The following is a 14,751-nucleotide window of genomic DNA, read 5'->3' on the forward strand; positions in this document are numbered from 1 at the left end:
TCAGACTCTTTCGTGTCCGATTCCCGGTCGAAGCGGGGCCGCTTTCCAGTTCTTCGCTTTCGCGTTTCCCTTTCCGGCGAGTCCGACTCTATCAGGCCTTTTCTTTTTCCCTGACCAGCCTCCTGCAGGCATGCAGGTGCCGATCCGAGTTAAAGCCAGGGCTTAAAAGTCGCAGCCGACCCTCGACTCAAAGTCGCGCTGGGGTCAGGCAGGAGTACGACAGTACAGGCCTCCGGGAGTCGAGGCAAATCGTTTCCGGTGCCCTCCTAAGGCCGCGAATCGTCAAGGCTCGGGCGGAACCGGAACTTTCTATGACTTACCCTGCTGAACAGTACGTCCCCGCCCACAAGCTATGACGGCGCCGTTCAAGCTCCATCCCTGGGAGGTTCCCTGTGACCACTGTGACGTCCCCTCTTGCCGGACATGCCATCGGGCTCGCTGCGGTACCGGACCCCGTCTTCTCCGGCGCAATGGTGGGTCCTGGAACCGCCATTGATCCGGTACGCGAGCCGTCCGAGGCTGTATCGCCGGTGGACGGCATCGTGGTCTCCCTGCACCCGCACGCGTTCGTCGTCGTGGACGAGCACGGGCGCGGCGTTCTCGTGCACCTCGGTATCGACACCGTCCAGCTCAATGGTGAAGGCTTCGAACTGCTCGTGAACAAGGGGGACACAGTCACGCGCGGTCAGGGCATCGTGCGTTGGGATCCTGCGGACGTCGAGGCATCCGGCAAGTCCCCTGTGTGCCCGATCGTCGCGCTGGAGGCCACCGCTGATTCCCTCTCCGGCGTCCGCGAGGACGGGGACGTGAAGATCGGCGACACGTTGTTCGGTTGGAAGTGACGGACTCGGCGCAGTGACAGCCGACTGGATATCCACTGCGGAGGCACGGACCGCCGCATAACCGGGGACGGGTGAAATGGAGACAACGCTGCGAGGCGTCGGCGTGAGCCACGGAGTGGCGATCGGCGAGGTGCGTCATATGGGTACGGCGGTACTCGAACCGCCGGCCAAGCAGATCCCGGCCGAGGAGGCGGAGCGCGAACAGGGGCGTGCTCGCCAGGCAGTGGAGGCCGTGGCGGCCGACCTGATTGCGCGCGGCAATCTGGCCGGTGGCGAGGCTCAGCATGTGCTCGAGGCTCAGGCCATGATGGCGCAGGACCCCGAGCTGATGGCTGATGTGGACCGTCGCATTGCCGTCGGCAGCACCGCCGAGCGCGCTGTCTACGACGCGTTCGCCGCCTACCGGGCCCTGCTCACCAACGCCGGGGAATACCTGGCGGGTCGGGTTGCCGACCTCGACGACGTGCGCAACCGGATCGTGGCGCGCCTGCTCGGTGTGCCGATGCCCGGTGTGCCGGACAGCGACGAGCCCTTTGTGCTGATCGCACGGGACCTCGCGCCTGCCGACACCGCGCTGCTCGACCCGGCTCTGGTGCTCGGCTTTGTGACCGAGGAGGGCGGGCCGACCAGCCACAGCGCGATTCTGGCGCGGGCGCTCGGTGTGCCTGCCGTAGTGGCGCTCCCCGGTGCCGGTGAGCTGGCCGAAGGCACCGTCGTCGCGGTGGACGGCAGCACCGGTGAGATCTTCGTCGAGCCCAGCGCCGAGAAGCGTGCCGAGATGGAGAGCACCGCTGCAGCGCGCAAGGCCGCACTGTCCGCTTCGACCGGTCCCGGTGCGACCTCCGACGGCCACAACGTCCCGCTGCTCGCCAATGTCGGTGGGCCGGACGATGTGCAGGCGGCCGTCGATGCCGGCGCCGAGGGCGTGGGTCTGTTCCGTACCGAGTTCCTGTTCCTGGACGACAGCAGGCAGGCGCCGTCCGAGGAGAAGCAGGTTGCGGCGTACCGGGCAGTGCTCGAGGCGTTCCCCGAGGGACGTGTCGTGGTGCGGGTGCTGGACGCCGGTGCCGACAAGCCGCTGGACTTCCTGGCGCCGGCGGACGAGCCGAACCCGGCACTGGGTGTGCGCGGGCTGCGGAGCCTGCTGGACCACCCCGAGGTACTGCGGAGCCAGCTGACCGCACTGGCGAAGGCGGCCGAGGGTCTGCCCGTCTACCTTGAGGTCATGGCTCCGATGGTGGCGGACCGCAAGGATGCGAAGGCCTTTGCCGACGCCTGCCGTGAGGCAGGGCTGCGAGCGAAGTTCGGCGCGATGGTGGAGATTCCGTCCGCCGCACTGCGGGCGCGCTCGATCCTGCAGGAGGTGGAGTTCCTCTCGCTGGGCACCAATGACCTCGCGCAGTACACCTTTGCCGCCGACCGTCAGGTGGGTGCGGTGTCCCGGCTGCAGGATCCGTGGCAGCCCGCGCTGCTCGACCTGGTGGCGCTGTCGGCAGAGGCCGCCATGGCCGAGGGCAAGAGCTGTGGTGTCTGTGGTGAAGCCGCCTCCGATCCGCTGCTCGCCTGTGTCCTGACGGGGCTGGGCGTGACGTCGTTGTCGATGGGGGTCGCGTCCATTCCCTATGTCCGTGCCACGCTGGCGAAGTACACGCTTGCGCAGTGCGAGCGTGCCGCTTCCGCCGCGCGTGCGGCGGACTCCGCCGAAGAGGCGCGGGTGGCGGCTCAGGCGGTGCTGTCGGGCGAGTAGCGAAGCGGCGTCCGTGGTGAAGGGGCTCCCTGTCGATGGTGGCGGGGAGCCCCTTCGGCTGTCAGTGGTGTGATTCCGGTGCGTCGGCGCCGAGGTCGAAGCCCGCGCAGTACTCCACGTGTGATTCCGGGGCCACCGGTTCGCCGGTGTCGGCGTCGGTGCAATAGGCGCTGAAGACCTCACCGGCAGTGAGGGGGACCAGGTTGCCGCGGGCCAGCCGCCAGCCGTGGACCCGGTCCTGGGTGCCGGGGTTGCTCGTGCGGAGTACCACTCCGCCGGGCCTTTCGAGGACGATGCCGACGGCGAGCACCGTGACGAACTCGGCTCCTTCCGCTGTTTCGAGACGGGCGGGTCCCGTGGTGTCGCGCTCGGTGTGCAGGACGGCGAGCAGGCGCTCGTTCTCGGTGGGGGTGCTGCAGACGAGGTGGTGGGTGCCCGGGCCTGCCGCCTCCAGCATGCGCAGCAGCAAGTGGGAGGCCCGGTCGAAGGCGGCGTGGCCGATGTCCTGGCCGCAGTCCGCGCAGTCTCCGAGGCCGGCCAGGGTCATCGTGGCGTACTCCCAGGTGGCCCGGCGGACGGCTCGGCTGACCAGGAGCGGGATCAGCGTGTCGATGGGCTGCCCGGTGTACGCGACGGTGGCACCGGCCGAGGCGATCTCGGCGGTGAAGCGGCTGCGGCTGGCGGGAGCGTCGGGAACGACTCCTGTCTCGGTGCAGAACTCCGCGTACTCCTCCGGGTCGAAGAGAGCGACCGTGGCGTACCTACCCTGTGCGGCGAGGGCTTTGAGCAGGCCCTCGACCTGCTGCAGATAGACGGTGTAGTCGTCGAAGGTGAAGGTGCGGTAGCGCTGCATCGCCGCGAAGTCCTGCTCGTCGGCCAGGAGGCCGATGGTGCTGGGTGCTTCGCGGCGCAGCGTACGTCGCATGGAAGTGCCGAACCGGCTGTACCCGGCGGTCGCGCTGTGCTTGGCGTGCTTGGTGTTCCTGATGTGCGCCATGACTCCCCCAGTGCGCTGTCGATCATTGCTCACTCAGAGTAATCAGGGGTACTGACAATGCGGTCGGTCAGGCACGCTTGCGAGCAAGGTCCTCGTAGAAGTGGAGGAGTTCAAGGTTGTCGATCGAGCCGGGATTGACCGCTTTGGCCAGGGCTGTGCCTTGCAGGAGGCGTTTGACCGGAACCTCTATGCGCTTTCCTGTGAGGGTGTGCGGGATGCCGGGGACCTCGATGACCTCGTCCGGGACATGACGGGGGGAGAGGTTCTCGCGGATGGTCTGCTTGATGCTGTTGCGCAGGTCGTCGTCGAGCGAGGCTCCGTCGGAGAGGTGGACGAAGAGCGGCATCCAGTACCCGCCGTCGGGCTCCTCGATGCCGATGACGAGGGATTCGCGGATCTCGGGGAGCCGCTCGACGGCTTCGTAGATGTCGGCGGAGCCCATCCGTACACCCTGGCGGTTGAGGGTGGAGTCGGAGCGGCCGTGGATGACGACCGAGCCGTGCTCGGTGATCGTGATCCAGTCGCCGTGGCGCCACACGCCGGGGTACATGTCGAAGTAGCTGTCGTTGTAGCGGCTGCCGTCGGGGTCGTTCCAGAAGTGGATCGGCATGGAGGGCAGCGGCGCGGTGACAACGAGTTCGCCGACCTCGCCGATGAGCGGCTTGCCCGCGGGGTCCCAGGACTGGAGGTCCGTGCCGAGGCACGGGGCCTGGAGTTCGCCGATGTGCACGGGGAGGGTGGGGACTGCGCCGGCGAAGCAGCTGCAGACGTCCGTACCGCCACTGACGGAGGCGATCCAGAGATTGTCGGCGACTTCGTCGTGGAGCCAGCGGAAACCATCGGGCGGGAGCGGGGAACCGGTGGTGGCGACGCACTGGATGCGGGAGAGGTCGAAGTCGCGGCCGGGGTGGATACCGGCCTTGCGGCAGGCCATGACATAGGCGGCGGAGGTGCCGAAAAGGGTCGCTCCGGTCTGTTCGGCGACGCGCCACTGGGCGCTGATGTCGGGATAGCCCGGGCTTCCGTCGTACAGCACGAGCGTGGTCCCGGTGAGGAGGCCGGAGACGAGGAAGTTCCACATCATCCAGCCGGTGGAGGTGTACCAGAAGAACCGGTCGTCGGGGCCGAGGTCGCAGTGCAGGCCGAGCTGCTTGAAGTGTTCCAGCAGAATGCCGCCCTGGGACTGGACGATCGCCTTGGGGAGTCCGGTGGTGCCGGAGGAGTAGAGCACCCACAGCGGATGATCGAAGGGGACCTGTTCGAAGACGGGCTCGGTGTCCGCGGAGGTGAGGGCGGACCACTCGAGGGCGCCTTCCGGGGCCTCGGTGCCCAGCAGCGGGATGTGGACGACGGCACGCAGGGTGGGAAGTTCGCGGCGCAGCTCGGCCACCGTTTCGGCGCGGTCGTGTTCCTTACCGCCGTAGCGGTAGCCGTCGACGGCGAAGAGGACGACGGGTTCGACCTGCTGGAAGCGGTCGAGGACGCTGCGGGCGCCGAAGTCGGGGGCGCAGGAGGTCCAGACGCCGCCGACGGCCGCGGTGGCGAGGAAGGCGACAACGGCTTGGGGAATGTTGGGGAGGTAGGCGCTGACACGGTCGCCCGGTGTGACGCCGAGGGCACGGAGCTCGGCGGCGAGCGATCCGACCCGGCGGCGGAGTTCGGACCACGAAATGGGGAACTGGGTGTGGCTCTCGTCGACGTGGAGCAGAGCGGGGGCGTCCGCGCGCAGGGGGTCCTGCGCGGTGCGCAATGCGTGTTCGGCGTAGTTGAGGGTGGAGCCGGGGAACCACTGGGCGCCGGGCATGGTGCGGTCGCCGATGACGGACTCGTACGGGGTGGAGAACCGTACGTCGAACCAGTCGGCGACGGCCTGCCAGAACGTGTCGAGCTCATCGACCGACCAGCGGTGCAGTGCCGGGTAGCCGCCATCGGCCGGTGCTCCGTACCTCTCGGCCGCCCAGTTCTGGAAGCGGGTGACGGCCGCGGCCGCAATGCGGTCGGGGCCGGGCTGCCAGAGGGGGGCTTCGTTGGCTGCTGCGGTCATGGGGCGGCTCCCTGGCTGTACGGGTACGCGGGATGGGCGTGAGCCGCGCGCACCCTGGGGTGTGCGCACGAGGCGGCTTTTACGGACGATGCCATGTGATCGTCTTTCGCACCAGGGTTCACCCCCCATGGTCGCGCGTCCGGATATGTGGTCGGGCCACGGGTGAACGGAAGTTGAACGGAGCCCGCGCCCGCCCTGTCGGATGGCAGGGTGAGCTGTATGAACGGTCGTGACCTGGTGCGCTCGGTGAAAATGGTCGGTTCGGTGCAGGTGCTGCGCTCGGTGCGCTCCTCCTTGCGGCGTCGGAATGCGGATGCGCGGGCGCTGCCGCGGCGCGGTGCGGAGCGGGCGAGAGTGCCGGGACTCGTGGTGGGGGCGGAGCCGGGGCCGGGCGGGGGTGTGGTGCGCTTCACACGCTCGGAGTTGCGGATCCGGGTCGCGGTGGGCGGTTCGGTGTTCTGGGGCTGGGACGGGGCGGAGCCGTTGCCGTCGTACGCACTGGCCGGTGCGGTGCCCGAGGCGGATCCTCGGGCGCAGCTGGAACCGGACAAGGACGGCGGCTGGCAGGTGGTCTCGGAGCGGCTGACCGTTGCGGTGTCGCGGCACGGGGCCCTGGAACTGCGTACTCCTGGCGGAGTGGTGCTCCGGCGCGAGTTGCCGCCGCGCTGGTGGGAGCCGGTGGCGGGTGGTGCCGCTCGGTGGGTGCAGCGTTCCGAGGTGCCGGCGGACGCCCGGTTCTTCGGGCTCGGCGGACGGGCGTCGGGGCCGCGGCTGCGGGACGGTGCTTACGCGCTGTGGAACACCGATCCGGGCGGGCGCTTCGGGCCGGATGACGATCCTCTGTATCTGACGATGCCGGTGCAGCTGGTGGTCTCCGATGCGGGGACACATCTGATGTTCCACGACAACACCTGGTCGGGGAAGGTGACGCTGCGCGAGGGCGAGGAGGGTGCGGGGTCCGGCCATGACCGTCTGGGAATGTGTGAGGTGCGGATGGACGGGGGGCCGCTGCGCTGCTGGGTGATGGCCGGTACCCCGGCCCGGGTGCTGCAGGGCTGGACGGCGCTCACCGGTGCGCCTGCGCTGCCACCGTCGTGGGCGCTGGGTCCGCAGCATGCCCGTTGGGGGTTCGGGAGCGAGCGGGAGGTGCGGCGGATCGTTGCCGGGTACCGGGAGCGAGGGTTGCCCTTGTCGGTACTGCATCTGGACATCGACCACCACGACGCGCGTCGGGTGTTCACCGTCGACCGCGGGCGCTTTCCCGATCTGCCGGGGCTGGCTGAGGAGCTGCGGGAGGACGGGGTGCGGCTGGTGTCGATCGTCGATCCCGCGGTGAAGGCGGAGCCGGGGAACGCGGTGTTCGACTCGGGTACGGCGGTCGGGAGCAGCGGGGCGTTCGTCCGGGATGCGCGGGGGCGGGCGGTGCGCGGGGAGGTGTGGCCGGGTGAGTGCGTGTATCCGGACTTCACCGATCCGCAGGTGCGGGAGTGGTGGGGCGGTCTGTACGAGGAGCGGCTTGCGCAGGGGTTCTCCGGTGTGTGGCACGACATGAACGAGCCGGTGTCGTTCGCTGCGTTCGGGGATTCGACGCTGCCGAGGTCGGCGCGGCACTCTCTGGAGGGCCGCGGTGGTGATCACCGCGAGGCCCACAATGTGTACGGGCTGGCGATGGCGCGTGCCGGGTACGAAGGGCTTCGTCGGCTGCGGCCGGAGACACGTCCCTTTCTGTTCTCGCGTTCCGGCTGGGCGGGGATGCAGCGTTACGGGGGGACCTGGTCCGGTGATGTGGAGACCGGCTGGCCCGGGCTGCGGGCCTCGCTGGCGCTGGTGCTGGGACTGGGGCTGTGCGGGGTGCCGTATTCGGGTCCGGATGTGGGCGGGTTCGACGGGTCGCCGTCGCCGGAGTTGTATCTGCGGTGGTTCCAGCTGGGTGCGTATATGCCGTTGTTCCGTACCCATGCGGCGATCGACGCGGGGCGTCGGGAGCCGTGGGAGTTCGGCCCATACGTGCTGGAGCATGCGCGGGCCGCACTGGAGGAGCGGGAGCGGCTTCGCCCGTACTTCGTGACGCTGGCGCAGCTGGCCCGGCTGACCGGCGCGCCGTATGTGCGGCCGCTCTGGTGGGGCGCGCCCGGGGAGCGGGCGTTGCGGGAGTGCGAGGACGCGTTCTTGCTGGGTGACGCGTTGCTGGTGGCGCCGGTGCTGGAGGGCGGTGCGGATCGCCGGGCGGTGCGGTTGCCGCGGGGGCGTTGGTACGACACGGCGACGGGTGAGGTGTACGAGGGGCCGGGGCAGGTGTTGCTCGATGCTCCGTTGTCGCGGGTGCCGGTGTTGGCGCGGGCGGGTTCGGTTCTGCCGGTGCAGGGTGCGGACGGGGGTGTGGAGCTGGAGGTGTGGGCTCCGGCCGCAGGGCGCACTGGGGGCGGCCTGGTGGTCCGGGATGTGGGTGACGGCTGGGAGCGGGCAGAGGTCGAGCGGTATACGTCGCGGCTGGTGGACGGGAGGGTTCTGGTGGAGCGGGAGGGCGAGCAGGGACTGGTGAACTACCCGGTGCGCGTACGGGGGTTGTAGCTCGGGTCGCAGGAGGTTTCGGGCCGGTCAGTGGTAGCCGCCTTCGAACCACGTGCGGGCGGCCCGGGTGTGCAGGGGGAAGGCGAGCTCGGTGGGTGTGCGGAGCAACTGGAAGCCGGAGGTCTCCTGCGTCGGCACGGAGGGTGGGAGGCAGGCCGCGGAGCGTTCCGGGAGCAGACCGAAGAGGAGCAGATGGCCGTCCGGGTCGCTGAGGGCGTCGGCGAGGCGGACGTCCTGTTCGTCTGCCTCGATGCCGGTCTCCTCTCGGAGTTCACGTACGACCGCGTGTTTCCAGTCCTCGTCGTGGTCGATGAAGCCGCCGGGGAGGGCGAGACCGCCGCGCTGGGGCGGGATGGTGCGGGTGATGACGACGAGCCCGGGGCCGTCCCGGTGGGTGACGGGGAGCAGGGCAACGGCGACCGGCAGCGGGTTGCGGTAGGCGGTGTCGCCGCAGACGGTGCAGGTGCGGGGCCATGCCGTGCGGGACGCCGAGGCGGGGTACAGCTCTCCGCAGCTGCCGCAGTGGGAGTCCTTGACCGGCTTCTCGGGGTTGCTCGTGGGCGCAGACACTCGCGGACTGTATCCGATCTCCTGCCAGGCTGCCCCGCACTGGTGAATTATGTGCTCATGACAGGTCTTCTTTCAGCTCTCCGTTTCCTGCCGGCCGCTGCCGCCACCCTGCTCGCCGTCACTGCCGCAGCCCCCGTGGCGCAGGCGAGGCCCGAGCCGAAGGCCCCCGAGGAGTTCGTCGCGCTGCGTTCGGTGGATCCGACGATCATCCAGGAGATGCGTTACCCCACCGCACACAACTTCATGGGTGTGCCGGTGGACGGCTACCGTCAGCCGGTCTGCATCCTGACCCGGCCGGCGGCCCGTGCCCTGCACCGCGCGCAGACCCGACTGCTGAAGCAGGGCTATTCGCTGAAGGTGTACGACTGCTACCGGCCGCAGCGGGGAGTCGACCACTTCGTACGGTGGGCGAAGGATCTCGACGACGAGACCATGAAGGGCGAGTTCTACCCCCGGGTCGACAAGAAGCGGCTGTTCGAGGACGGTTACATCGCGGAGAAATCCGGGCACAGCCGCGGCAGCACCGTGGACCTGACGCTGGTGAAACTGCCCGTCGCGCCGGCCGGGCCGTATCTGCCGGGCCAGAAGCCGGTGCCCTGTTATGCCCCTGAGGCCAACCGCTTCCCGGACAATTCCGTGGACATGGGCACGGGATACGACTGCTTCGACACGCTCTCGCACACCGACGACCCACGCATCCAGGGGGCTCAGCGCACCAATCGGCAGTTCCTGAAGAAGACGCTCACCGACGCCGGCTTTGTGAATCTCGCCGAGGAGTGGTGGCACTACACCTTCAAGCCCGAGCTGTTCCCGGACACTTACTTCGATTTCCCGGTGGCCAGGAGGTCCGTCGCGGGACACTGACGCCCGCGCTGAGAACGGGCGGCCGGGCCCACCTCCGTGAATTCCGGCAGCCCATTCTTCCTCGCGGAGGCGGATCGGCCGTTCCCGGCCGCCGCTCAAGCCATTACGGTGCCTGCATGCCACAACAGACGTTCAATTCATATGAAGAGTTCTGGCCGTACTACGTCGCCATGCACTCGCGGGCCGCGACTCGCTGGGTCCATCTGACGGGCACCCTCACCGGGCTCGCGGTCACCGCATACGGCCTGGCACGGGGGCGCAAGAGGTACGCGGCCGCGCTGCCCCTGATCGGGTACGGGACTGCCTGGCCCGCACACTTCCTGATCGAGAAGAACAATCCGGCCACCTTCGGGCATCCTGCCTGGTCGCTGCGCGGCGACATACAGATGATCCGGATGATGCTGGCGGGCCGCGACCGGGAGCTGGCGGAGACCGCCGCCAAGTGGCTCGCCGACAACCGCTGAGCATGGCAAGGTCTTGACGTGCCGTCAGAGTAACTGCGCTTCCGGTGCTCGGCGCGACGAACCGACAACGCGCGGCCCGTACCCCGGTCGGCGGGGGTGCGGGCCGCGTTCCTTGCGCTGAGTCCGCCGGATGGGTCCCTACGTCGTTGCGGGCTCGCGGGAGCGCTCCTCGCGGGCCACCGCGTGCTCGACGACCGCCACCAGTACGTCCCGGGCGGAGGAGCGGTCGCGTGCGTCGCACATGAGTACCGGTACCTCGGGGTCGAGGTCCAGCGCCGCCTGCACCGTCTCGGTGGGGAACTTGTCTGCCCCTTCGAAGCAGTTGACGGCGACGATGAACGGAATCGCGCGGCGCTCGAAGTAGTCGACCGCCGCGAAGCAGTCCTCCAGCCGCCGGGTGTCGGCGAGTACGACCGCTCCCAGCGCGCCCTGGGCCAGCTCGTCCCACAGGAACCAGAAACGGTCCTGCCCCGGCGTACCGAAGAGATACAGCACCAGGTTCTCGCGGAGTGTGATCCGGCCGAAGTCCATGGCCACGGTGGTGGTGGTCTTCGCCTCCACGCCCGCAAGGTCGTCCACCGGGCGGCCCGCCTCGCTGAGGCTTTCCTCCGTACGCAGCGGTCTGATCTCGCTGACCGCGCCCACCAGAGTCGTCTTGCCCACTCCGAAGCCACCCGCCACCAGGACTTTCAGGGTAACGGGCTCAACGGGCCGCCTGTTGCGGCTAGAGCGCCCGAAGACCATTGATCACCTCGCGAAGAATGCTCACGTCCGGCAGCTCGGCCGGCGGAACGGGACGGGTTACGTGCACCAGCTCGTCCTCGACGAGATCACCGACCAGCACCCGGACCACCCCGACGGGGAGGTCCAGGCCGGCCGCGAGCTCGGCGATCGACTGGGGCATGTCACTGCAGAGTTCGACGATCTCCACATGTTCCGGGGAGAGCGTCTGGTCCCGGGCGGGATCGTCGGCCACGGGTTCCGGCACGACGACCGCGATCAGGTCGAGCCGATGACGGGAGGCGCTGCTGGTACGGCCCCGGGTCATCGCGTACGGACGGACCACGGGACCGGCATCGGCGTCGTACCAGCGCGATGCCTGCCGGTGCGTGGGCGTTGCCGGAGATCTGGAAGAGTCAGCGCTCATGCCGTCCACTCACCCCCCGGTGGACGGACCGGTCGTCCGGGGGGCGTTGGCCAGGTGAGCGCCGACGCGTTTGACCATCAACGTCATCTCGTACGCCACCTGGCCGACGTCGGAGTCGGAGTCGGCCAGAACGGCGAGACAGCTGCCGTCACCGGCCGCCGTGACGAAGAGGAACGCCTCGTCGAGTTCGACGACGGTCTGGCGGACCCGGCCCGCGTCGAAGTGGCGTCCCACGCCCTTGGCGAGGCTGTGGAATCCGGAGGCGACGGCCGCCAGATGTTCGCTGTCCTCGCGGGTCAGGTCCTTGGACGTGCCGGTGGCGAGGCCGTCGCTGGAGAGCACCAGCGCCTTGTGGATGCTGGCGACCCGGTCGACGAGTTCGTCGAGCAGCCAGTTGAGCCGGCCTGAGCCCTGGCGTACGGCGTCAGGTGCTGCGGCATTCGGTGCGGTCATCGACCGTCCCCTCCCGGAGTGGTTCCTTGTGCTGTTTCACCGGGACCGGTCACGTCCTCGGCGTTCTGCCGACGGCCGCGCTGCCAGCCGCGTTGGAGCGAAGCCATGCGGCTGCGTACCTCGTCCGCATCGCGCTCGAAGTCCTGAGCCGGTTCCGTCACCTCCGACTCCGCATCACGGCCGCCGGAGACTTCGCGAAGCTGCGGGGCGAGGCTGGCCTGCCGGATGCGCCGGGGCAGACCACCCACCGTCTCCCGGGCCGTGCTCGGCGCTGCCGAAGGCGCGGGCCGGGGAGGTCTGGCGGGCTCGGCGGACGTGGGGTGGGCGCGGCCCGCCTCGTCGACCCGGCGTCCGTTGTCGGCGACCAGGATCGGCGGTTTGCGGCGGGGCAGCGGTGCCGGGCCGCCGGGGCGCATCGCCCGTACGCCGGCCGGGGACCCCCCCGTCCGGTCGGACGCCTGCTGGTGCTGTTCGCGGTCACCGTCGCGCCGGAGGTCGCGGGAGCGGAAGATGCCGTCGCGTTCGCTCTCGGTGTCGTCGATGTCGCAAGCTCCGCCCAGCAGGGGGTCCAGCAGCGGATCGAGTACGGGGTCGCTCTCCAGGCCCAACGCCCCCACGGGCCCTTCGAGCTCGACGGGCCCGTCCAGGAGGGCCGGGTCCACGAGGCTGGTGGGGACCGGGGCGAGGCCGGAGGGCCTGCCGGTGGCGCGGCGGTCCGGCACGCCGTCCCTGCGGTCCTTGTCGCTGCCCGGTCCTCGGCCCGCTGTCCTTCCGCCACTGCCGACCGCCTTCTCCGACCGTCGGTCGAGGCGGAAGCCGGTGCCGTGCGTCTCCGGGGCGTCGGTGAGCAGCGTCCCCGGGATGAAGACGACGGCGGTCGTGCCACCGTAAGGAGATGTCTGCAGCGAGACGCGGACGTTCTGTCGCCGAGCGAGACGGCTGACCACGAAGAGACCGAGCCGGTCGGTGTCGGAGAGTTCGAACTCGGGGGTCTCGGCGAGTCTCAGGTTGGCGTCGAGGAGGGCATCGGGAGCCATACCGAGGCCACGGTCGTGGATTTCGAGCGTGAATCCGTTGGAGACGCGTTCGCCGTGCACCTGGACCGCGGTGTGCGGCGGCGAGAACACGGTGGCGTTCTCCAGGAGTTCGGCGATCAGATGGGTGAGGTCGGCGACGGCGGGGCCGCCCACACCTATGCGCGGCAGCCGGCGGACCTCGATCCGTTCGTAGTCCTCGACCTCGGCGACCGCTGCCCGGACGACGTCCATCAACTGGATCGGCTTGCGCCACTGACGGGACGGTGCGGCACCGGAGAGGATCACCAGGCCTTCGGCATGGCGCCGCATGCGGGTGGTCAGGTGGTCGAGGCGGAAGAGGTCCGCGAGTTCATCGGTGTTGTCGGTGCGGCGCTCCATGGTGTCAAGGAGTGTCAACTGCCGGTGCAGCAGCACCTGGTTGCGGCGGGCGAGATTGACGAAGACCTCGGACACCCCGCGGCGCATGTCCGCCTGCTTGACCGCGGCTTCGACAGCGGCCCGTTGCAGGGTGTTGAGGGCCTGGCCGACCTGGCCGATCTCGTCCCGTTCGTACTGGAGGTGCGGTGCCTCGGTCTCGACATCGATCTGTTCACCCGCGGCGAGGCGGCGCATCACGCTCGGCAGCCGTACGCCGGAGACCTCATGGGCGTCCTTGCGGAGCCGGGAGAGGTCACGGATGAGCTCACGGCCGATGCGTACGGAGACGAACACCGAGGCGAGCAGGGCGAGGAATCCGAGGACGCCTGCGATCCCGGCCTTGATCAGGACGCTGTAGCCGGCGGGCTTGCCGCGGTCCTGGAAACGGTTGTTCATCTCGGTGGAGTCGTTGGCCAGCCGGTCCAGGACCGGTGGGGCCGCCTCCTGCCAGCGCTCGGCGTCGACCGCTCGCGGGTCCTGGGTGGGACCGCCGCTGATGAGGGTGTTCTCCGCGGTCCTCAGCGATTCGCTGTCCGGGCTCGCCCAGTACTGCCTCACACGTTGGTGCTCCGACGAGGGAAGCATTTCGCCATTGATCTCGTAGAGCAGCTTGCGATTGGCGACGAGGTCGGAGATCCGGCGCAGTTCGGATGCGGTGAGCCGTCCGGCGATGAGTGACGAGGCGACCAGAGCGTCTTCGCGGGAGAGCATTTCACGGGCTTGTGAGATGCCGACGAGCGCGCGGAACTGCTTGTCCATCGACACGTTCTCCATCGTGCGCAGACCGGTCAGAAAGCGGTAGCAGGGGTCGATGAGGTGGTCGTAGAACTCCATCGCCTTGAGGCGGTCGATGGTGCGTTTCTCGACCGAATCGCGGAGTGCGCCAAGGCCCTCGACCCTGCCGAGGACCGAGTTCAGCTGCGTTTCGTCCTCGGGCCGCAGTGCGTCGCGAATGTCCTTCTGCCGTGCGCTGTCCTGGACGTCCGCCACGACACGGTCGGTGGCCGCCCGTTGGCGCTGCAGAAGAGGGAGGGCGTTGGAAGCCCGGGGGTCGGCGAGGAAGACAAGGGTCTGACGACGCTCGTCCTGAATGGCACGGACGGTGTCTTCCAGAGGATGGCCGACCTTCTCGACGACTGTGCTCGCGCTCATCAGGTGGCCGGCCTCGCGCCCCGTCAGGAAGGTGGCGAAACCCCAGAGTCCGGTGAGGGAGACGAGCGGAACCAGCAGCAACGCCACGATCTTCCTGCGGATGGACTTCCCGCGAAAGCGCATGGCCTCCTCCAGCCCGGCCCCGCAGGGCGGTGGTCGTGTTCCGTCAACAAACGGCGCGAGCCTACTACCGGGAGAGAGACAACTCGAAGGGTTGTCCGGACGATTTTCAGCCGCGCTCCCCAGCGCTGATCAGGAGTTGTCCCGGTATTCCGGGCAATGAAATTCGCGAAAGTGGCAGAAGAGGCCTGTCAGAGCATCATACTGTTCGGTAGGGCAGTTGGCTGGAATTCTTCGTTCAGTGACGGATCCAGGGAATCTTCACAGCTGATCAGTCGTCTCTACTGTACGAAGCAGAGGGAACACGGGGTGCGCTCAGGGCAGGA

At 68.9% G+C, this 14,751-nt stretch carries 12 protein-coding genes; 5 read left to right on the forward strand and 7 right to left on the reverse strand.

Annotated features, from left to right (window positions below; translation table 11 throughout):
* The first annotated feature begins 392 nt into the window (after window positions 1-392).
* Both ACH4EW_RS27585 and ptsP read left to right on the forward strand, forming a co-directional pair.
* Window positions 393-842, forward strand: coding sequence for a PTS glucose transporter subunit IIA (locus ACH4EW_RS27585; RefSeq protein ID WP_398261406.1), 450 nt, complete (start codon window positions 393-395; stop codon window positions 840-842).
* Between the two features lie 76 nt (window positions 843-918).
* Window positions 919-2,589: a phosphoenolpyruvate--protein phosphotransferase gene (gene ptsP / locus ACH4EW_RS27590; protein WP_398261408.1), complete on the forward strand. Its 1,671-nt coding sequence runs from the start codon at window positions 919-921 to the stop codon at window positions 2,587-2,589.
* Between the two features lie 61 nt (window positions 2,590-2,650).
* On the opposite strand, the gene ACH4EW_RS27595 is transcribed toward ptsP, so the two are convergent.
* Window positions 2,651-3,586 carry a hypothetical protein gene (locus tag ACH4EW_RS27595; protein WP_398261410.1) on the reverse strand — a complete coding sequence of 312 codons (936 nt, stop codon included), beginning with the start codon at window positions 3,584-3,586 and terminating at the stop codon, window positions 2,651-2,653.
* A gap of 67 nt (window positions 3,587-3,653) precedes the next feature.
* Complete coding sequence (locus tag ACH4EW_RS27600) at window positions 3,654-5,630, reverse strand: acetoacetate--CoA ligase (RefSeq protein ID WP_398261412.1); 1,977 nt, start codon at window positions 5,628-5,630, stop codon at window positions 3,654-3,656.
* A gap of 219 nt (window positions 5,631-5,849) precedes the next feature.
* On the opposite strand from ACH4EW_RS27600, the gene ACH4EW_RS27605 reads away from it, so the two are divergent.
* Window positions 5,850-8,201: a glycoside hydrolase family 31 protein gene (locus tag ACH4EW_RS27605; RefSeq protein WP_398261414.1), complete on the forward strand. Its 2,352-nt coding sequence runs from the start codon at window positions 5,850-5,852 to the stop codon at window positions 8,199-8,201.
* Between the two features lie 27 nt (window positions 8,202-8,228).
* Here the strand turns inward: ACH4EW_RS27605 and ACH4EW_RS27610 are convergent, their stop codons facing one another.
* A complete protein-coding gene (locus ACH4EW_RS27610; protein ID WP_398261416.1) occupies window positions 8,229-8,771 on the reverse strand; it encodes an NUDIX domain-containing protein in 543 nt (180 codons plus the stop codon).
* Window positions 8,772-8,828: 57 nt separating this feature from the next.
* On the opposite strand from ACH4EW_RS27610, the gene ACH4EW_RS27615 reads away from it, so the two are divergent.
* Both ACH4EW_RS27615 and ACH4EW_RS27620 read left to right on the forward strand, forming a co-directional pair.
* Window positions 8,829-9,635, forward strand: a complete 807-nt coding sequence (locus ACH4EW_RS27615) for a M15 family metallopeptidase (protein WP_398261418.1) — start codon at window positions 8,829-8,831, stop codon at window positions 9,633-9,635.
* A 116-nt stretch (window positions 9,636-9,751) separates the two neighbouring features.
* Window positions 9,752-10,099, forward strand: coding sequence for an Mpo1-like protein (locus ACH4EW_RS27620; RefSeq protein WP_398261420.1), 348 nt, complete (start codon window positions 9,752-9,754; stop codon window positions 10,097-10,099).
* A gap of 138 nt (window positions 10,100-10,237) precedes the next feature.
* Here ACH4EW_RS27620 and ACH4EW_RS27625 read toward each other — a convergent pair whose 3' ends face one another.
* Genes ACH4EW_RS27625 through ACH4EW_RS27640 form a run of 4 tightly spaced genes read right to left on the reverse strand, consistent with a single transcriptional unit; the run spans window position 10,238 to window position 14,428 of the window.
* Window positions 10,238-10,843, reverse strand: a complete 606-nt coding sequence (locus ACH4EW_RS27625) for a GTP-binding protein (protein ID WP_398261422.1) — start codon at window positions 10,841-10,843, stop codon at window positions 10,238-10,240.
* On the reverse strand, window positions 10,824-11,246 hold the full coding sequence (locus ACH4EW_RS27630) for a DUF742 domain-containing protein (RefSeq protein ID WP_398261424.1): 423 nt from the start codon (window positions 11,244-11,246) through the stop codon (window positions 10,824-10,826). Before ACH4EW_RS27630 ends, ACH4EW_RS27625 begins: the two co-directional genes overlap by 20 nt.
* 9 nt (window positions 11,247-11,255) lie before the next feature.
* Window positions 11,256-11,699, reverse strand: coding sequence for a roadblock/LC7 domain-containing protein (locus tag ACH4EW_RS27635; protein ID WP_398261426.1), 444 nt, complete (start codon window positions 11,697-11,699; stop codon window positions 11,256-11,258).
* Window positions 11,696-14,428 carry a nitrate- and nitrite sensing domain-containing protein gene (locus ACH4EW_RS27640; RefSeq protein ID WP_398261428.1) on the reverse strand — a complete coding sequence of 911 codons (2,733 nt, stop codon included), beginning with the start codon at window positions 14,426-14,428 and terminating at the stop codon, window positions 11,696-11,698. The genes ACH4EW_RS27635 and ACH4EW_RS27640 overlap by 4 nt, the downstream gene beginning before the upstream one ends.
* Between the last annotated feature and the right edge of the window lie 323 nt (window positions 14,429-14,751).

This window comes from Streptomyces sp. NPDC018000, assembly GCF_044328025.1.
In the GTDB taxonomy this organism is placed as follows: Bacteria; Actinomycetota; Actinomycetes; order Streptomycetales; family Streptomycetaceae; genus Streptomyces.